We start from the raw sequence: 18,699 nt of genomic DNA, 5'->3' as shown, positions 1-18,699 counted from the left end.
TGTCGGGACATCGAGCTTGACTGATTTTTCAGTCAGTGCGACGCTGAGGCCATGAGCAGGGACGGCAGCCGCTCGGCGCCCTCCCGTCGGCCCCGGGCCGTCCGGCACCGCGTGACGGGTGCCCCGGCCTCCCGGCTTCGCCCCCGCCTGCGCTCCCGGCCCGGCCCGGTCTCCCGACCGCCGGGCCGGGAGCCGCGGCCCCGCGGCCCCCGAGGGCGGCGCGGGCCCGGCGAAGCGACACTTGATCTGGAGAACCCGATGACCGATCACCGCGGCGAGCACTCGCTCGCCGACCGCCTGCTCGGGGCGCTGACCTCCCGCCGTAGCGTCCTGGGTGCGGCCGGCCTCGGTGCGGCCGGCATCGCGCTGGGCGCGCAGACGCTCGCCGCGACCGCCGCGACCGCCGCGACCGCCGCGCCCACCGGCCCCGGACCGGGCGGCGGACGGCCCTGGGTGCCCGCGGACGACGTCCCGCACGCCCGCACCTGGATGTCCTGGCCGTCCCGCAAGTCGGTCTGGGGCCGGCAGCTGTCCGGCGTGCAGGAGGACATCGCCCTCATCGCACGGACCGTCGCGCAGTACGAGCCCGTGGTGATGTGCGTACCCGACGAGTACAGCGCCCGGCAGGCCCGAGGGCGGTGCGGGACGGCGGTGGAGGTGACCACCGCGATCCCCACCGACGACCTGTGGATGCGCGACATCGCCCCGGTGTTCCGCCGCGACGGCCACGGCGGGCTCGACGCGGTCGGCCTGAACTTCAACGGCTGGGGCAACAAGCAGGTCCACTACGACGACGCCCGGGTGGCCGAGCTCGTCGCCCGCCGGCGCGGCCTGCGGCTGACCCACGCGGACCTGGTCGGCGAGGGCGGCGCGGTGGAGACCGACGGGGACGGCACCGTGATGGCCACCGAGAGCAGCCTGGTCAACAAGAACCGCAACCGGGGCATGAGCCGCGACGAGATCGAGGACGCCGTCCTGGACGCGTACGGCGCGGACCGGATGATCTGGCTGCCCGGCGTCCGGGGCGAGGACATCACCGACGACCACGTCGACGTCACCTCCCGGTTCGTCCGGCCCGGCGTGGTCATGGTCCAGCTGCCGCCGCAGGACCGCGACGACGCGTGGGCGCGCGACGCCCGCGAGCAGTTCGCCGTCCTCTCCCGGGCGACCGACGCACGAGGCCGGCGCCTCCAGGTGATCCGGGTCGACGGTCCGGACACCGTCCGCTCCAGGAACTCGACGTTCGTCGATTCCTACCTCAACTTCCACCTGGTCAACGGTGCCGTGATCACCGCGCAGTTCGGTGACCGGGCCAAGGACGAGGCCGCCGCGCGGACGCTCGCCGCGGCGTTCCCGGGGCGCGCGGTCGTCCAACTCGACGTCGACCGCCTGATGGGCGGAGGCGGTGGCATCCACTGCTCGACCATGCACGAGCCGCTGCCCTGAGGGGCGCTGCTCCGACCCGAGCCGCCCCGGCCGGCCCACCCCCGACCACCCGCCCCGCACCGGAGGACCCGTGCCCCTGCCCACCCTGTCCCGCCGTACGATGCTGCGCTCCCTCGCGGGTGCCGGCGTGCTCGCCCTCGGACCGACCGCCTGCACCGACCCGGACGACCCCGGCGACGAGGCGTCCCCGGCTCCGGCCGCCGGCGGCGGGAACGGTCGCCGGTTCGGCGCGGAGTGGGAGAAGCACACCCGTACCTACATGGCCTGGCCCGCCTCGGAGAACGTCTGGGGCGACCAACTCCCGGACGTCCGCAAGGACATCGCCGCGCTCGCGGCCGCCATCGGCGCGCACGAGCCGGTGGTGCTGCTGGCCCGGCCCGAGCAGCAGGAGCAGGCGCAGAAGGCGTGCGGCGGTGACGTCGAGGTGGTCCCGCTCGCCGTCGACGACCTGTGGGCCCGCGACACGGTGCCGGTCTTCGTGGAGGAGGGCGGCCGGGTCAAGGGCGTCGACTTCAACTTCAGCGGGTGGGGTGACAAGCAGGAGCACGGCAACGACGGCAAGGTGGCGCGGACCCTGCTGGCCTCCTACGGCATCGAGCGGATCGAGACGCCGGTCGTCGCCGAGGGCGGTTCCTTCGAGACCGACGGCCTCGGCACCCTGGTGCTCACCGAGAGCTCCGTCGTCAACGCCAACCGCAACCCGGGGATGAGCCGGGACCGGATCGAGGAGGAGCTCAGGAAGGCCCTCGGCGTGACCCGGGTGATCTGGCTCGCCGGCGTCCGCGGCGAGGACATCACCGACGCGCACGTGGACTGCCTGATGCGGTTCGTGGCGCCGGGGGTCGTGCTCCTGGACAAGGCCTTCCCGGGCTCGCCGGCGGACGTCTGGTCCCGTTCGGCCGACCAGGCGAAGTCCGTCCTCAAGGACGCCACCGACGCGCGCGGCAAGCAGATCGAGGTCATCGAACTCCCGCAGCCCGATCCGGACCGGATCACCGGGCGCGGTGACGCCTTCGTCTCCTCGTACATGAACTTCTACCTCGGCAGCAACGGCGTCTACCTGCCGAAGTTCGGCGACACCAGGGCCGACGACCGCGCCCGGCAGCTGATGAAGGAACACTTCCCCGACCGTGAGGTCGTCTCCGTGAGGATCGACGCGATCGCCGGGGGCGGCGGCGGCATCCACTGCGCCACCCACGACCTGCCCGCGGTCGGCGGCTGATCCCGGCGCCCGCCGCGTCCCGAGCCCGCCGTCGGCGTCCCGCCGATGACTGACGGTCCGGTCGGTGCGGATCAGTCGGCCCGTCCGCCGCGGCCCGCGTGGGCCGTCTCCACGTCGATCGCCTCCCGGAGCAGGCGGCGCGCGTGCGCCAGCGGCAGGGATCCGCTGAGCCAGCGGACGCTGAGGCCTTCCAGCAGCGCGGTCAGCCGCTCGGCGGCGGCCGCGTGCGCCGGCGCGGTGCCGGCCGGGTCGGCCCGGCCGAGCAGCTCCGCGATCTCGTGCACCCAGGTGTGGGTGGCGCGGGCGAGGTCGTCGCGGAGCTCGGGCTCGAAGACCGCACTGGCCCTCAACTCGCCCCAGGCCGTGCTGTTCTCGCGCACCTCGGTGACGTCCTGGAGCTCCAGCAGGAGGATCTGCTCCAGGTCGCGTCGGGGGTCGGTCGGGCCGTCCTGGGGGGCCGGTCCGGTGGTGTAGCGGTCGGCCCGGTCGCTGATGAACTCCAGGGTGCGGTGGAGGATCCCGGCGCGGTCGTTGAAGTGGTAGTAGATCAGCGACGTGGAGACCCCCGCCTCTGCTGCCAGTTCCTCCACGCGCAGTCCGCGCACGCCCCGGCGGGCGATGACGCGGGTCGCGGCCCTGAGTATCTCTGTTCGACGATCCGACATGGGCGCTCACTCTACCCGGATCCGCGCGCGTGCGAGCGATTTCCTGATGGAATTATCAGCATGCGGTCCCTGCGTGCTCATGGCCAGAAGGCCTGATCAGCCTGGGTCGATGGTCGTCCGGGCAGGTCGGCCTTCCGGTCATGTGGTCCATCCCTGATGCTCCGGGCGATCCGATCCGGTCGAAGCCTTGACTGAATTTTCAGTTCAGTGGAGGATGTGCGGCACCCCACACCTCCCGCCCCACCCGAGGGAGATCCCGATGACCCACCCCGAAAGCTCCCGGCGCAGCCTCCTCAAGCTCGGCGCGGCGGCCCTCCCCGCACTCGCCCTCGGCGCGGCCCTCCCCACGACGGCCCGCGCCGCCACCGCCACCCCTGCTGCCGCGCCCGCCGTCACCCCCTCCGGCGTCCAGCTGCGGATGCCGGCCGAGGACGGCCGCCACGTACGGACCTTCATGGCCTGGCCGGCGCTCTCCTCGGTCTGGGGGAGGAGCCTGTCGGGCGTCCGCGGCGACATCGCCCGCGTCGCCCACCAGATCTCGCGCTACGAGCCGGTCGTCGTGCTCGCCCGGCCCGAGCAGGCAGCCGACGCGAGGTACGGCTGCGGCTACGGCGCGTCCTACGACATCACCGTCCTGGAGATCGCCAACGACGACCTGTGGATCCGCGACTTCGGCCCGACCTTCGTCACCGGCCCCGGGGCGATCGCCGGCGTGGACACCAACTTCAACGGCTGGGGCAAGCGCGGGACCTCCTACGACCAGCCGTACGCCAACGACGCCGCGGCGGCCGCGACGCTGCTCGCGGAGTACGGGGTCGACCGCGTCCGCGCGTCGTTCACCGGCGAGGGCGGATCGCTGGAGACCGACGGCGAGGGCACGCTGCTGGCCACCGTGAGCTCGCTGGTGAACGGCAACCGCAACCCCGGGAGGTCGCAGGCGCAGGTCGAGCAGGCGGTCAGGTCGGCCCTCGGCATCGACAAGGTGATCTGGGTGCCGGGCCTGGCCGGCCAGGACATCACGGACTGTCACATCGACTGCCTGGCACGGTTCATCGCGCCCGGCCGGGTCATGCTGGACCAGCCCGGGCCCGGCACCGACGCCCGGTGGGTCGCCGTCTACGACGCGACGAAGAAGGCCCTGCGGAGCGCCACCGACGCCCAGGGGCGCCCGCTCGCCATCACCGAACTCCCCGGCCCCGACCGCCGCCTGATCCGCGGTACGGGCAAGGAGTTCCTCTCCAGCTACACCAACTACTACACCGCCAACGGGGCCGTCTTCGTGCCGCAGTTCGGCGACGACCACTCGGACGGCACGGCCTACGCCGTCCTCCAGGCCGCCTACCCGGGCCGCGACATCGTCCAGATCGACATCGACAACATCGCCGACGGCGGTGGCGGCATCCACTGCTCGACCCAGTCGCAGCCGGTGGTCCCGCCGGCCGTCCGCTGAGGCCGAACCCCCGGGTACCCGGCCGCGGCCGACCGCCGCGCCGTGACGAACCACCACCCACCGTGTCAATCGAAGGGATCCGTTGTGACGTTCCGAATGCCTGCCGAGTGGACCGAGCACGAGGGCTGCCTGATGGCCTGGCCCGTCCGCCCCGACCTCTGGGGCGACGTCCTGGCGGAGGCCAAGCAGGAGTACGCCGACGTGGCGCGCGCCATCGCCGAGTTCGAGCCGGTGACCATGGTCGCGCCACCCGGCCACGGCGACGAGGCCCGCGCGGCCTGCGGGGACCACGGCATCACGGTGATCGAACTGCCGATGGACGACTCCTGGTTCCGCGACTCCGCGCCGATCTTCGTCCTGGACGAGCAGGGCCGCCGGGCCGGCGTCGACTTCCGCTTCAACTCCTGGGGCCACAAGCACTTCCCGTGGAACGCGGACGACCGGGTCGCCGCCCTGCTGCTGGACCACCTCGGGGTCGAGGCGATCCGCTCCGACATGATCCTCGAAGGCGGTGCGATCACCGTGGACGGCGAGGGCACCCTGATCACCACCGAACAGTGCCTGCTGCACCCCAACCGCAACCCCGGTCTGAGCCGCGAGCAGATCGAGGACGAGCTGAAGGCCCGCCTGGGCGTCACCAAGGTGATCTGGCTGCCGTACGGCGGACTGCTGGACACCGAGACCGACGGGCACGTGGACGGCGTGTGCGCCTTCGCGGCCCCCGGCAAGGTCGTGGTGCAGCTGCCGTCGGACCCGGCCCACCCCGACCACGTCCGGATGCGGGCCAACCGCACCGTGCTGGAGCACTCCACCGACGCCCAGGGCCGGCCGTTCGAGATCGTCGAGATCCCGCAGGCCGCGTTCGTCGAGGTCGACGGCAAGCACACCGAGGTCGGCTACCTCAACTACTACATCGCCAACGGCGGCATCGTCGTCCCCGTCGCCGACCACCCCGAGGACGAGGGGGCCCTCGCCGCCCTCGCCGCCGCGTACCCCGGCCGGAAGGTCGTCGGCGTGCGGGCCCGGGCCGTCGCGTTCGGCGGCGGCGGCATCCACTGCATCACCCAGCAGATCCCGGCCGCCCGCGTCTCCGGGTGACCCACCGCGTCTCCGTGTGACCCAGCCACGCCGACCCCGGGTCGGCCACCCGACGCCTCATCACGGGAGTAGCCCGATGCCCCCCACCGCATCCTCCGCACCCTCCGCACCAAGACGCGGCCGCCTCGCCCTCGCCACCGCCGCCCTGTCCGCCCTCGCCCTGGTCGCCGCCTGCTCCGGCCCACCGGGGACCGGCGGATCCGGTGCCGGGAGCGGCGTCCAGCTGTCGGCGACCACCCCGCCGGCCGCGGGCGACATCGACTCGTTCACCTGGGCCCTGTACGCCGAACCGCTCACGCTGGACTACACCGTGGCGTTCGACTACCCGCAGAACACCATCCTGTCCAACGTGTGCGAGAGCCTCATGCGGTGGACGCCGCAGCTCACCCTGGCCCCGGGCCTCGCCGAGAAGGCGTCCAACCCGGACCCGACCACCTGGGTGTACGACCTGCGCCCCGGCGTGAAGTTCCACGACGGCTCGGTGATGACCGCCGACGACGTGGTGTTCAGCCTCGGCCGGCAGACGAACCCGGAGAACGCCGCCGCCTGGGCCCAGGTGTTCCAGAACGTCGACACCGTCAACGCCACCGGCCCGCTCCAGGTCACCGTCAAGCTCAAGCAGCCCGACTCGCAGTTCCCGCAGTACATGGCCACCGCCGCCGGCGTGGTGGCGGCCAGGGCGGGCGTGGAGGCGGCCGGCAAGGACTACGGCACGTCCGGCAGCCTCGACTGCACCGGCCCGTACCGGCTCGGCGCCTGGAACAAGGGCCAGTCGATCGAGCTCCAGCGCTTCGACGGCTACTGGGGCACCCGGGCAAAGTCCGCGAAGGCCGTGTTCAGCTTCCTCACCGACCCCTCGGCGCGCACCAACGCGATGCTCAGCGGCGAGGTCGACGGCGGCTACCTCGTCCCCACCGAGAGCTACGACCGGCTCAGGAAGAGCGGCGTCGGCTCGCTGTACTTCGGCGAGGGCCTGAGCACCGTCAACATGAACGTCACCAGCATGCAGGGCGTGCTCGGCGACGTGCGGGTGCGGCGGGCGCTGTCGCTCGCCCTCGACCGGTCCGGCTTCGTCAAGGCCGGTCTCGGCGGCGCGGGCACCGTCACCGGATCCCTCACCACCAGGGCGGTGTGGGCCGGTTACCCGGACACCGTCCGCACCGACGCCTTCACCGGCCTGACCCCGACCGCCCAGGACATCGAGCAGGCCAAGGCCCTGGTCGAGGAGGCCGGCGCGGTCGGCCGGACCCTCACCGTCGCCACCAGCACCATCGGCCAGGACGTGTCCCTGCTCGCCACCGCCGTCCAGAACGCCGGGACGAGGATCGGGCTGAACGTCCAGCTCAGGACCATCGCCCCGAACGCCTTCAGCTCGCTGTTCACCGACCCCTCGGCGCGCGAGGGCCTGGACATGTTCCCGGAGACGTACTACGACTCCGTCACCGACCCGCTGGACCTGCTGACCAACTTCCGCACCGGCGCCTACCAGAACTACGCCGGCTTCAGCGACCGGGCCTACGACGACCTGGTGGACCGGGCCGCGGCCGAGTACGACCCGGCCAAGCGCGGTGCGATCGAGGCCCGACTGCAGCGGACCGCCTCCGAGCAGCTGCTCTGGATCCCGGTCGCCGAGTGGCCGACCGCGGTGTTCCTGAACAAGCGGATCACCGGCGCGCCGACCACCATCGCCTACCTCTACTACCCGTGGGCCGCGGACGTCGGGGCCGCACGGTGAACTTCCTGAGATTCGCCGCACGGCGGCTGCTGGAGATGGCCGTCACCCTGCTCGGCGCCTCGTTCGTGGTCTTCGGCGCGATGTACCTGGCGCCCGGCAGTCCGGCGGGTTTCCTCCTGTCGGGGCGGTCGGCCTCACCGGCCGCCCTGCAGGCGATCAACGAGCAGTACCACCTGGACGACCCGTTCCTCGTCCGGTACCTCCGCTGGCTCGGCCAGGTGCTCCAGGGCGACTTCGAACGCTCCATCACCTACCGCACCGACGTCTCGGACCTGCTCGCGGACCGGCTGCCCGCCACCCTGCTGCTGGTCGCCATGGCCCTGGTGGTCGTGGTGGTCGTGGGCCTGGCGCTCGGCTGGATCGGCGCGGTGCGCGGCGGCGCGGCCGACTCGGCGATCCTGGTCTCCACCACCTTCGCCGTCGGCACCCCGTCCTTCGTCGCGGCCGTCCTGCTCCAGGGCCTGTTCTCGGTGAAGCTGGGCTGGTTCCCGAGCAGTGGCGGGGGAGCGGGCCTCGGCGACATGCTGTGGCACCTGACGCTGCCGTCGATCGCGCTCGCCCTGTACCTGATCGGCCTGCTGGCCCGGGTCACCCGCTCCACGATGCTGGAGGCCCTCGACAGCGAGCACGTCTCGGTCGCCCGCAGCCGCGGGGTGCCCGAGCGGCAGGTGATCCGCCGCCACGTGTTCCGCAACTCGCTGGGCACCGTGCTGACCACCGGCGGCCTGATCGTCTCCACCCTGCTGGTCTGCACCGTCCTGGTGGAGTCCGCGTTCAGCATCGGCGGCATCGGCCAGCTCCTCGAACTCTCCACCACCACCAAGGACTTCCCGACCGTCCAGGCCATCTCCCTGCTCATCGTCGCCCTGTTCATGGTGGTGAACCTCGTCGTCGACCTGCTGCACCCGCTCGTCGACCCGCGGGTCACCCTCGGATCGAGGAGGTCCGACGCATGAGTGTCGCCCTCACCCGCCGGCCCGGCCTCGCCCGCCTCCGGGCCGCCTCCGCACCGCTCCACCTGGTCTGCCTCACCGTCGTCCTGCTGGTGGTCCTGGCCGCGCTGCTCGCCCCGTGGCTCGCGCCGCACGACCCCAACGAGGTCGATCTCGGCAGCGCCCTCGCCGCCCCCTCCGCCGACCACCTCCTCGGCGTGGACGCGGCCGGCCGCGACACCCTATCCCGGCTGCTGCTCGGCGCCCGCACCTCGCTGCTCGGCCCGCTCGGCGTCGTGGCCTTCTCCACGGTCACCGGCATCGCGGTCGGCGCCACCGCGGCGTGGCGCGGCGGCTGGCTCGACTCGGTGCTCTCCCGCTCCACCGAGCTGGTCTTCGCGTTCCCCGGCATGCTGCTCGCCATCCTGATCGTCTCGGTGTACGGGGAGGGCCTGCTCGCCCCCGTCGTCGCCCTCGCCGTCGCCTACCTGCCGTACGTCTCCCGCCTCACCCGTTCCCTGGTGCTGGCCGAACGCACCAGGCCCTATGTCGCCGCGTACCAGGTCCAGGGCCACTCCGCCCTCCAGATCTGCCTGCGGCACGTCGTCCCCAACATCGCCCCCGTCGTCCTCGCCCAGTCCACCGTCAACTTCGGCTACGCCCTGATGGACCTCGCCGGCCTCTCCTTCCTCGGACTCGGCGTCCCCGCGCTGACCCCCGACTGGGGCCGCATGGTCTTCGACGGCCAGACCGCGATCCAGCACGGCTACCCGCTCTCCGCGATCCTGCCCTGCGCCCTCATCGTGCTGACCGTCGTCGCCTTCAACGTCGTCGGCGAGCGCTGGGCCGACCAGGTCGCCGGGAGGGACCGATGAACGCACTCGACATCCGGAGCCTCACGCTCCACCTGCCCGGGACCGCCAGGCCCGTCCTCGACCGCGTCGACCTCACCGTCGCGCCCGGCGAGACCGTCGCCCTCGTCGGCGAGTCCGGCTCCGGCAAGACCCTCACCTCCCGCAGCGCGCTGCGGCTGCTCCCGCCCGGAGCCACCGCCGAGGGCCGGGTCCTGGTCAACGGCGAGGACGTCCTGACCATGAGCGCCGAACGGCTGCGCGCCCTGCGCACCCGCGAGGCCGCCATGATCTTCCAGGACCCGCGGGCCGCCACCAACCCGCTGCGCCGCATCGGCGACTTCCTCACCGAGAGCGTCGTGCTGACCGGGGCGATGAGCCGGGCGGACGCCACCGCGCGGGCCACCGAACTCCTGGACGCCGTCGGCCTCGGCGCCCACGTCCTGACCCGGCGCCCCGGCGAGCTGTCCGGCGGCATGCTCCAGCGCGTCATGATCGCGGCAGCCCTGATGGGCGACCCCGCCCTGCTGCTCGCCGACGAGCCCACCACCGCGCTCGACGTCACCACCCAGGCCGAGGCCGTCGCCCTGCTGGACCGGTTGCGCGAACGCTTCGGCACCGGCCTGCTCTTCGTCACCCACGACCTCGGCCTCGCCGCCGCCATCAGCGACCGCGTCTACGTCATGTACGCCGGCCGGATCGCCGAGTCCGGCCCGGCCGGGACGATCTTCGCCCACCCCCGCCATCCCTACACCGCCGCCCTCCTCGCCTCCACCCCCCGCCTGGAGACCCCCGGCCTGGAGACCCCCGGCCTGGAGACCCCCGGCCGGGGAACCCCCGGCCGGGGAACCCCCGGGCCGGGAACCCCGCGCGGCCGGCTCGCCACCATCGACGGCCGGCCGCCGGACCTGCGCCGGGAACTGACCGGCTGCGCGTTCGCCGAGCGCTGCCACCACACCACCGACCTCTGCCGCGAACGGGAACCCGCGCCGACCCCGGCCGCCGCCGACCCCGGGCACCGGGCCGCCTGCCACCACAGCGACCGGCTCGAAGGGAGCACCACCCATGCGTAGGACCGCGCCCGCGACCGGAACCCCGGCCGGCGGCACCGTGCTGGAGGCCGTGGGACTGTGCCGTACCTTCGGCGAGGTCCGGGCCGTCGACGACGTCTCGTTCACCCTGGCCGCGGGCGGATCGCTCGGCATCGTCGGCGAGTCCGGCTCCGGCAAGACCACCACCGCCCGCATCGTCGTCGGACTCGAACAGGCCGATGAGGGGCGGGTCACCGTCCAGGGCAGGGCGCGTACCGGCCGCGCCCGGGGGCGGGCCGAACGCCTGGCCCGCGCCCGCGAGGTCCAGATGGTCTTCCAGGACCCGTACCTCTCCCTCGACCCGAGGACCAGCGTCGAGGCGGTGCTGCGCGAGACCCTGCGCCTGCACTTCCCCGATGCCGACCACCGCCGCCGGACCACCGAACTCCTCGACCAGGTCGGCCTCGGCAGCCGCGCCGCCACCGCGCTGCCCCGGCAGCTCTCCGGCGGCCAGCGCCAGCGCGTCGCGATCGCCCGGGCGCTGGCCGTCGAACCGGCCGTGATGGTCCTGGACGAGGCGGTCGCCGCGCTGGACGTCTCCGTCCAGGCCCAGGTGCTCAACCTGCTCGCCGACATCCGCGAGCAGACCGGCATCGGCTACCTGTTCATCACCCACGACCTGGGCGTGGTCCGGTGCGTCACGGACGACGTGATCGTCATGCGGCACGGACGGGTCGTCGAGGCCGGCCCGACCACCGAGGTCCTGGCCGACCCCCGGCACCCCTACACCCGGCTCCTGCTGGAGTCGGTGCCGCGGCCCGGCTGGGATCCCGACGCGATCGCCGCGGCGCGCCGCGCCCTGTAGACCGCCGCGCCCCGGCGGAGCGGCGGTCTCCCCGCCGGGGCGCGGCACCCACGGTGCGGTGGGCACGGCCCGGAGGGGATTCGCCCGGACGGCGTCGTGCGCCGCACCGAAGCCCGACCGGCCGGTCAGTATCGTCCGGAGCCACGCCCCCGAAGCACAGACCGGAACGAGGCCGCCATGGTCGCCCGAACGCCGTCCCGCCGCTCGCTCCTGCGCTCCGGAACGGCCCTGGCCGCCCTCGCCCTGATCGAGGGCTGCACCTCGTCCGGCGGCGAGGAGCCCCCGGGCCCGGCGGCCACCACGGGCGCCTCGGCGCCCGCCGGAACGCCGGGCCCGTCGTCGGCGCCGCGGGCGATGCCCGCGGAGTCCGGCCCGCACACCCGCACCTTCATGGCCTGGCCGGCCCTGGAGGAGGTGTGGGGCGACCAGCTCCCGGGCGTCCGGGAGGACATCGCCCAACTGGCCAGGACGGTCGCCGGTTTCGAGCCGGTGGTCCTGCTGGCCCGGCCCGAACAGGCCTCCGTGGCCCGGCAGATGTGCGGATCCTCGGTCGAGGTGATCGAGCTGCCGGTCGACGACCTGTGGGCCCGTGACACCGGCCCGACCTTCGTCACCGGGCCGGCCGGCCTCGCGGGTGTCGACCTCGACTTCAACGGCTGGGGCGACAAGCAGACCCACGCCGAGGACGGCCAGGTCGCCCGCCGGCTCCTGGAACGGTACGCCGTCCCCCGGATCCAGGCACCCGTCACCGGTGAGGGCGGCGGCCTCGAAGTGGACGGCGAGGGAACCCTCATGGCCACCGAGAGCTCCTGGGTCAACGACAACCGCAACCCCGGGATGTCCCGCGACCGGATCGAGGCGAGCCTGAAGGAACTGCTGGGGGTCGGCGAGGTGCTGTGGGTGAAGGGCGTGGCCGGGCAGGACATCACCGACTGCCACATCGACGCCCTGGCGCGCTTCGCCGAACCCGGCACCGTCGTCCTCCACCGGCCCGCCCCCGACACCCCGCCGGACATCTGGACCACCGCCTCCGACCAGGCGCTCCAGGTGCTGCGGTCGACCACCGACGCCAAGGGGCGCACCCTCGCCGTGGTCGAGATCGAGGAACCGGACTTCAGCCTGATCGAGGGCCACGGCAAGGACTTCCTGGCGACCTACCTCAACTACTACGTCGTCAACGGCGGCGTCGTCGTCCCGCGTTTCGGGGATCGGGCGGCGGACGACCGCGCCGCCGGCATCCTCGCCGACCTGCACCCCGGGAGGAGGATCACCCAGGTGACCATCAACAACATCGCCGCGGGCGGCGGCGGCATCCACTGTTCCACCCGGCAGCAGCCCGCGGTACCGGGCGCCACCGGCCCGTGACGTCCGCGCCCCGCGGCCCGCACCCCGCGCGGCCCCCGTGTTCGGGCCCGGTGGCGGCGCGGGCCGGGCTCAGACAGGGTCGGCCGAGAGCGCGGCCATCAGCGTCCGCAGGACGGCCTCGGTGTCCACCGCGGAGCCGAGGGACCCGATCGCGGCGAGCCCGTCCACGGCCGCCGCGAACGCCTCGGCGAGCGGACGCGGGTCCGTCGCGCCCGGCCGCTCGTCCGCCAGCACCTGGAACAGCCGGACGAAGCAGGACCGCCAGCGCCCGTACTCCGCCTCCAGGCCGGCCCGCACGCGCTCGTCGTTGAGGGCGAGCCAGTGGAGGGCGGAGTGCAGGTGGGCCAGGTCCGGGCTCTCCGGACGGGTCAGCAGGCCGACGACCCGTTCGGCGCGGTCCGCGAAGGTGCCGGGCCCGTCCACGGCCTCCTCCAGCGGGGTGATCCACTCCGGCCGGATGTCCTCGATCACCGCCACGATGAGGTCCGTGCGGTCCTGGAAGTGGTAGTGGCACATCCCGTGCGACACCCCGCAGAGGGCGGCGACGTTGCGCGTGGTGAACCGCCCGGCGGTGTCGCCGGCGAGCAGTGTCCGCGCGGCGGCGATCAGCCGGGCCCGGGTCTGCTCGCCCTTGGCCGCACGGGTGCGCGCCGCGGGCCGGGTCTCGGGGGCGTGGGTGCTCAGGTCGGTCGCGCGGGTCGCCATGGCGCAACTGTATCGGCCGCTCCGGGGCGTGTCCGGGGTGCGCCGGTGGCGATCGCCGTGCCGTGGTGGGCGGCCGGCGGGGTGGGTCCGATCGGCCGGTGCGTCGGGTGGTGAATCGGCCGGGAGGAGTCCTGCGCAAGTAATTGACCGAGCGCTTGGTCAGTTATACCGTTCGGCTCAACCCCGTTACCCCGACGGGCAGTTGACTGGAGATTCAGGATGAACCCCCACGCTCCTGAGGGAAGATCCCTGGGCCGGCGGCAGTTCCTCGCGGCCGCCGGACTGGCCGCCGCCGGCGCGGCCGTGACCGCGGCGACCGGATCCTCGGCCCTCGCCGCGACCCGCGAGGGCGCCCGGCAGGACGCGGCACCGGCCGCGTCCGCCGCAGGTGCCTTCGTCGTCCCGGGCGAGGACGTCCGGCACACCCGCACCTGGATGGCCTGGCCCGACAGCAGCGCGATCTGGCGCACCAAGCTCAGCGGTGTCCAGTCCAACATCGCGCTGATCGCCAAGACCGTCGCCAGGTACGAGCCGGTCATCATGTGCGCCAACCCCGCCAGCGCGGCCAAGGCCCGCTCGATGTGCGGCTCCGCCGTCACCGTCATCACCACGATCCCGGTCGACGACTGCTGGATGCGCGACACCGGGGCGGTCTTCCGCACCGACGGATCCGGCGGCCTGGACGCGGTCGGCCTCAACTTCAACGGCTGGGGCAACAAGCAGACCCACGCCAACGACGCGCTCGTCGCCCGGCGGATCGCCGCCTACGCGGGCGTGCCGTTCACCGCGGCCGGCCTGGTCGCCGAGGGCGGCGCCATCGAGCAGGACGGCGCCGGCACCCTGCTCGCCACCCGCAGCAGCATCATCAACGGCAACCGCAACCCCAACCGGACCCAGGCCCAGATCGAGGCCGCGATGTGCGCCGCGTACGGCGCCTCCAAGGTGATCTGGTTCGCCGGCATCACGGGCCAGGACATCACCGACGACCACGTCGACGCGACCACCCGCTTCCTCGCCGGCGGCGCCGGTACGGTCCAGATGCCGCTCGCCGGCGACAACGACGTCTGGGCCCAGGACGCCCGCAAGCAGTACCAGACCCTGTCCACCTCGACGAACGCCGCCGGCGGTCCGATCGGCGTGACCAGGATCCAGGGGCCCGACTACAACCGGATCCGCTCCACCAGCGCCGACTTCGTCGCGTCCTACGCCAACTACTACGTCTGCAACGGCGCGGTGATCTCGGCGCAGTTCGGCGACACCTCGGCGGACAGCGCGGCCAGGGCGACGCTCGCGCGGCTGTTCCCCGGCCGCACCGTCGAGCAGCTCAACATCGACTACCTGGGCGCGGGCGGCGGCGGCATCCACTGCGTCACCCAGCAGCAGCCGGCCGTCTGACGGTCCGTACCGCCGCACCCCGGTGCCGGTCGCACGCCGGCCGCGATCGGCGCCGGGCCCTGGGCCGTACCCGGGCGGCCGTCCGCACGGGCCGCCCGCACGGGCCGTCTCATCCGGCCGGCGGCCCGGAGGCCGCATACGCCCGGATGGCGTCGATCAGGTTGCCGAAGACGTACTCGGGCGGGATCCGCTGCCACAGCTCGTAGACCTTCAGGGTCTTCACCAGCGCGGCGTCGGGACGCGCCAGGACGAACGTCATGCCGCGGGCGGCGAGGAAGTCGAGGAGGCCGTGCAGGCGGATCCCGGCGGAGTAGTCGACGTCGGCGATCCCCGCAGCGTCGAGCACCAGCCAGCGCACCGGGTCGGGGGCGCCGTCGACCAGCGCCCTGACCTCGTCGGCGAACCGGCCCGCGTTCGCGTAGAACAGCTCCGCGTTGAAGCGGAAGACGATCAGACCGGGAGCGCTCTGGATCCCGGGCCCGGCGACCGTGTACGTCGGCTCGCCCTCGGTGGTGACCCCGACCACGAAGTCCTTGGGCCGGTACTCCCGGCGGATCACCTCGAACAGCGACAGCGCGAGGGCCAGCAGGACGCCCTGCTCGACGCCGAGGCCGAACACCGCGAAGGCGGTCAGGATTGCGACCACGAACTCGTTGCGGCGCCGGGCGCGGATCCGTCGCAGGCCCCGGGCGTCGACGAGGCCGAGGGCGACCAGGAACACGATCCCGGCCAGCACCGCGAGTGGCATGTCGGCCAGCAGGTCGGTGAAGACCAGCGCGACCAGCAGGGAGAGGAACGCCATCGTCAGGTGGGCGACCTGCGTCCGGCCGTGCTGCTGGTCCAGCACCTCCGTCTTGGTGGGGGAGCCGTTGACGACGAACGTCCCGCTCAGGCCGGCCGCGAGGTTGGCGACGGAGAGGCCGACCAGGTCGCGGTCGACGTCGACCCGGTCGCCGTGCCGCGTCGCGAAGCTGTGCGAGGTCGCGGCGCTCTGCGCCAGGATCAGGACGACGCAGGACAGCGCCACGGTGAAGACCAGGGAGACGTCCCCGGGGGTCAGACCGGACGGCAGACCGATCGGGGGCGGCCCGCCCTCGACGGCGCCGACGACCGCGACCCCGTGGCCGGCCGCGTCGGTCGCCGCGGAGACGGCGATCAGTGCGACCACCGCGACGACCGAGCCGGGGAAGGCCGGCAGGACCCGCTTGAGGACCAGGATGATCACGATCGTGGCCGCGCCGTAGGCGAACGTCCGCCACGACACCTGATCGAGGCGGCTCAGCCAGGACCACTGCTGCTGGAACCAGTTGCCGCGCCCCCGGGGGAGACCGAGCAGCTCGGGGATCTGAGCGGTCGCCACCTGGACGCCGACCCCGGTCAGGAACCCGATCAGGACGGCCGCCGACAGGAAGTCGGCGAGGAAACCGAGCCGGAGCAGCCGCGCGGCGGCCAGGATGACGCCCGACAACAGCGCGACCAGTCCGGCCAGCGCGACCCACCGAGGCGAACCCGGAACGAGGCCGGTGACCCCCAGCCCCAGCAGTCCGGCGGTGAGGATCGCCGCGGTGGCCGAGTCCGCGCCGACGACCAGCAGTTTCGACGACCCCAGCAGCGCGAACGCGACCGCCGGGAGGATCAGCGTGTACAGCCCGGTGACGATGGGCATCCCGGCGATCGACGCGTAGCCCATGACCTCCGGGATCGCGACCGCGGACAGCGCCACCCCGGCCAGCACGTCCCGCCCGAGCCACGCTCGCCGGTACCCGCGCAGCGACGCCGGGACGAGCCTTGTCATGCCGCTCACGCGGGCACCTCACTCACTGCCGCCGGGGATGCGTACGCCCCCATGGTGGCCCCCGGACGGGCGCCACCCCGGGAACGCGGGCGGTGCGTCCCGCGGCCGGACCGGTCCGGTGGCGGCGGCCGGCCGGTCAGAGCAGACCGTGGTCGCGGGCGTACAGCGCGGCCTGGGTGCGGTCGCGCAGGGCGAGGCGGCCGAGGATGCGGCTGATGTGGTTCTTGACGGTGCCTTGGCTGAGGTGGAGCCGGGCCGCGATCTCCCGGTTGGTCGAGCCGGCCGCGATCAGGCGCAGCACGTCCACCTCGCGTCCGGTCAGGGCGTCGGCCGGACCGGCGGCCGCAGGTCCGGCGGCGGCTCGCGGGACGACCGTCGGCGGGACGGTGGCCGGTGGGGCGGTGACCGGCGGGCCGGGTTCGGGCGCGGGAGCGGCCAGTGCGGTGGCGAGGCGGCCGAGGACCGTGGCGTCGAGCTGCGCGACGCCGGCGTGGACGAGGCGTACGGAGCGGGCCAGTTCGGCGGAGGGCAGGTTCTTCAGCAGGTAGCCGACGGCCCCGGCCCGGAGCGCCCGGGCGACGTACTCCTGGTCGTCGAAGGTGGTCAGCATGACGATCCGGCAGGACGGCACCCGTGCGCCGAGCACCTCGGTGGTCTCGATCCCGTCCATGCCGGGCATCCGGACGTCGATCAGGGCGACGTCCGGCCGCAGGGCGACGGCGGCCTCGACCGCCCGGCGGCCGTCGGGGGCGGTCCCCACCACGGTCACACCCGGCTGGATGCCCAGCAGCGAGGCGATCCCCTCCCGGACCAGTTCCTGGTCGTCGACGACCAGGACCCGCACCGGTGCCCCGGTGCCGCTGCCGGCCACCGGTCGCTCGTTCGGCGGCGGCGGGTTCACCGGGTGCTCCCCGCCGGCAGCGGGCCTCGGGGGACCGTCACGGTGACGACCGCGCCGGCCGTCGGGCGGGTGGCCGGGCGGTCCTCGATCTCGACGTGCCCGCCGAGGAGTTCGACCCGCTCCCGCATGCCCCGGATACCGAAGCCGGTACCGCTCGGGGCCGCGGCCGGTGCGGCGCCGAAGCCCCGGCCGTTGTCGGCGACCACCAGCCGGGCCGCCGACTCGCCGTAGGCCGCGGTGACCTCGATGCGGGTGGCCCGCCCGTGGCGGCGGGCGTTGGTGAGCGCCTCCTGGGCGGCGCGGTAGAGGGCGGTCAGCGATGCGGCGTCGTAGCCGGCCTCCTCGCCGGTGACGTCGAGGGTCACCGTCAGCCGGTCGTCCCCGAGATGGCGGACCAGGTCGGCGAGCGCACGGGTGAGCGAGAACGGACGGGCGCCGCGCAGCGCGCTCACCGACTCGCGGACCTCGGTCAGCGCGCGCCCGGCCGACCAGCGGGCGTCGGACACCGCCTCGGCGGAGGCCACCGGGTCGAGTTCGCGGAACGCCTCGGCCTTCTCCAACTGGACGGCGACGGCGGTGAGATGGTGGCCGAGGCTGTCGTGGATCTCCCGGGCGACCCGGACGCGCTCGCCCGCCGCGGACAGCTCGGCCACCCGCAGGGCGTAGTCGGACAGCCGCGAGTGGGCCCGCTCCAGCTCGGCCAGCACGCCCTCCAGCCGGGCCCGGCCGTCCTGCTCGCGCACCGCCACTGCGGCCATCGACAGCGCCAGGGCCAGGCCGAGCGCGAACATCAGCAGGTCGGACACGTAGGCCGCCCGCACCCACCACCGCGGCACCCACACCGCGTAGCCGGCGACCAGCAGGGCGACGCAGGCGGCCCCCGAGAGCAGCCCGGCCCGCCGGCCGAAGGCCAGACAGGCCGTGAAGGGAACCAGGACGAACAGCGCCCGCGAGACACCCGAGCCGTCCGCGACGGCGACCGCCGAGAACAGCACCACCCGCACGGCCAGCAGGACGGCCGCGGCGCGGGCGGGGGTGCTCGGTGACCAGCGGCGGCGTTCCAGCAGTTCGAGGGCGAGCAGCAGGACCAGCCCCGCCGCGAACCCTGCGGTGCGCCCCCGGTGCACGGGGCCGTCCGCGACGGCGGCGTGGTAGGTCCCGCCGACCAGAACAGCCGTGTACAGCACGGGCGGTATCCACGGTACGGCGGTCGGTGGCGAGGCCATCTGCTGCTCTTTCTCGC

The 18,699-nt window shown here is 73.7% G+C and carries 16 protein-coding genes; 11 read left to right on the top strand and 5 right to left on the bottom strand.

Annotated elements, in window-relative coordinates:
* The first annotated feature begins 258 nt into the window (after positions 1 to 258).
* Together ACIOFR_RS15560 and ACIOFR_RS15555 are read left to right on the top strand one after the other, a co-directional pair.
* Complete coding sequence (locus ACIOFR_RS15560) at positions 259 to 1,446, top strand: agmatine/peptidylarginine deiminase (RefSeq protein ID WP_400996874.1); 1,188 nt, start codon at positions 259 to 261, stop codon at positions 1,444 to 1,446.
* Positions 1,447 to 1,546: 100 nt separating this feature from the next.
* Positions 1,547 to 2,668 carry an agmatine/peptidylarginine deiminase gene (locus ACIOFR_RS15555; protein ID WP_400996967.1) on the top strand — a complete coding sequence of 374 codons (1,122 nt, stop codon included), beginning with the start codon at positions 1,547 to 1,549 and terminating at the stop codon, positions 2,666 to 2,668.
* Between the two features lie 71 nt (positions 2,669 to 2,739).
* On the opposite strand, the gene ACIOFR_RS15550 is transcribed toward ACIOFR_RS15555, so the two are convergent.
* Positions 2,740 to 3,333, bottom strand: a complete 594-nt coding sequence (locus ACIOFR_RS15550) for a TetR/AcrR family transcriptional regulator (protein ID WP_400996871.1) — start codon at positions 3,331 to 3,333, stop codon at positions 2,740 to 2,742.
* Between the two features lie 259 nt (positions 3,334 to 3,592).
* Between ACIOFR_RS15550 and ACIOFR_RS15545 the strand changes: the two genes are divergently transcribed.
* The 8 genes from ACIOFR_RS15545 to ACIOFR_RS15510 all read left to right on the top strand — a co-directional run bounded on the left by ACIOFR_RS15545 (position 3,593) and on the right by ACIOFR_RS15510 (position 12,660).
* On the top strand, positions 3,593 to 4,783 hold the full coding sequence (locus ACIOFR_RS15545) for an agmatine deiminase family protein (RefSeq protein WP_400996869.1): 1,191 nt from the start codon (positions 3,593 to 3,595) through the stop codon (positions 4,781 to 4,783).
* Between the two features lie 84 nt (positions 4,784 to 4,867).
* Positions 4,868 to 5,881 (top strand): agmatine/peptidylarginine deiminase, encoded by a 1,014-nt coding sequence (locus tag ACIOFR_RS15540; protein ID WP_400996867.1) that lies wholly within the window; start codon positions 4,868 to 4,870, stop codon positions 5,879 to 5,881.
* A gap of 76 nt (positions 5,882 to 5,957) precedes the next feature.
* Positions 5,958 to 7,616: an ABC transporter substrate-binding protein gene (locus ACIOFR_RS15535; RefSeq protein WP_400996864.1), complete on the top strand. Its 1,659-nt coding sequence runs from the start codon at positions 5,958 to 5,960 to the stop codon at positions 7,614 to 7,616.
* On the top strand, positions 7,613 to 8,572 hold the full coding sequence (locus ACIOFR_RS15530; protein WP_400996862.1) for an ABC transporter permease: 960 nt from the start codon (positions 7,613 to 7,615) through the stop codon (positions 8,570 to 8,572). The genes ACIOFR_RS15535 and ACIOFR_RS15530 overlap by 4 nt, the downstream gene beginning before the upstream one ends.
* On the top strand, positions 8,569 to 9,423 hold the full coding sequence (locus ACIOFR_RS15525; protein WP_400996860.1) for an ABC transporter permease: 855 nt from the start codon (positions 8,569 to 8,571) through the stop codon (positions 9,421 to 9,423). Before ACIOFR_RS15530 ends, ACIOFR_RS15525 begins: the two co-directional genes overlap by 4 nt.
* Entirely contained in the window at positions 9,420 to 10,472 is a 1,053-nt protein-coding gene (locus tag ACIOFR_RS15520; RefSeq protein WP_400996858.1) for an ABC transporter ATP-binding protein, read from the top strand. The genes ACIOFR_RS15525 and ACIOFR_RS15520 overlap by 4 nt, the downstream gene beginning before the upstream one ends.
* Positions 10,465 to 11,295 (top strand): ABC transporter ATP-binding protein, encoded by an 831-nt coding sequence (locus tag ACIOFR_RS15515; protein WP_400996856.1) that lies wholly within the window; start codon positions 10,465 to 10,467, stop codon positions 11,293 to 11,295. Before ACIOFR_RS15520 ends, ACIOFR_RS15515 begins: the two co-directional genes overlap by 8 nt.
* A 177-nt stretch (positions 11,296 to 11,472) precedes the next feature.
* Entirely contained in the window at positions 11,473 to 12,660 is a 1,188-nt protein-coding gene (locus tag ACIOFR_RS15510) for an agmatine deiminase family protein (protein ID WP_400996854.1), read from the top strand.
* Between the two features lie 69 nt (positions 12,661 to 12,729).
* On the opposite strand, the gene ACIOFR_RS15505 is transcribed toward ACIOFR_RS15510, so the two are convergent.
* The gene (locus ACIOFR_RS15505) at positions 12,730 to 13,365 is read right to left on the bottom strand and encodes a TetR/AcrR family transcriptional regulator (protein ID WP_400996852.1); all 636 of its coding nucleotides are present in this window, start codon (positions 13,363 to 13,365) and stop codon (positions 12,730 to 12,732) included.
* A gap of 219 nt (positions 13,366 to 13,584) precedes the next feature.
* Between ACIOFR_RS15505 and ACIOFR_RS15500 the strand changes: the two genes are divergently transcribed.
* Positions 13,585 to 14,760 (top strand): agmatine/peptidylarginine deiminase, encoded by a 1,176-nt coding sequence (locus tag ACIOFR_RS15500; protein ID WP_400996849.1) that lies wholly within the window; start codon positions 13,585 to 13,587, stop codon positions 14,758 to 14,760.
* A 109-nt stretch (positions 14,761 to 14,869) separates the two neighbouring features.
* Here ACIOFR_RS15500 and ACIOFR_RS15495 read toward each other — a convergent pair whose 3' ends face one another.
* From ACIOFR_RS15495 to ACIOFR_RS15485, 3 genes are all read right to left on the bottom strand, one after another.
* The gene (locus tag ACIOFR_RS15495; RefSeq protein ID WP_400996965.1) at positions 14,870 to 16,555 is read right to left on the bottom strand and encodes a SulP family inorganic anion transporter; all 1,686 of its coding nucleotides are present in this window, start codon (positions 16,553 to 16,555) and stop codon (positions 14,870 to 14,872) included.
* Positions 16,556 to 16,691: 136 nt separating this feature from the next.
* Positions 16,692 to 17,456: a response regulator gene (locus tag ACIOFR_RS15490; RefSeq protein ID WP_400996847.1), complete on the bottom strand. Its 765-nt coding sequence runs from the start codon at positions 17,454 to 17,456 to the stop codon at positions 16,692 to 16,694.
* Complete coding sequence (locus tag ACIOFR_RS15485) at positions 17,453 to 18,682, bottom strand: sensor histidine kinase (protein ID WP_400996845.1); 1,230 nt, start codon at positions 18,680 to 18,682, stop codon at positions 17,453 to 17,455. The genes ACIOFR_RS15490 and ACIOFR_RS15485 overlap by 4 nt, the downstream gene beginning before the upstream one ends.
* Positions 18,683 to 18,699: the final 17 nt, after the last annotated feature.

Source organism: Kitasatospora sp. NPDC088346 (assembly GCF_044740765.1).
In the GTDB taxonomy this organism is placed as follows: Bacteria; Actinomycetota; Actinomycetes; order Streptomycetales; family Streptomycetaceae; genus Kitasatospora.
Note: the sequence above shows the minus strand (reverse complement) of the source record. Positions and strands in the feature narration are given on the sequence as shown.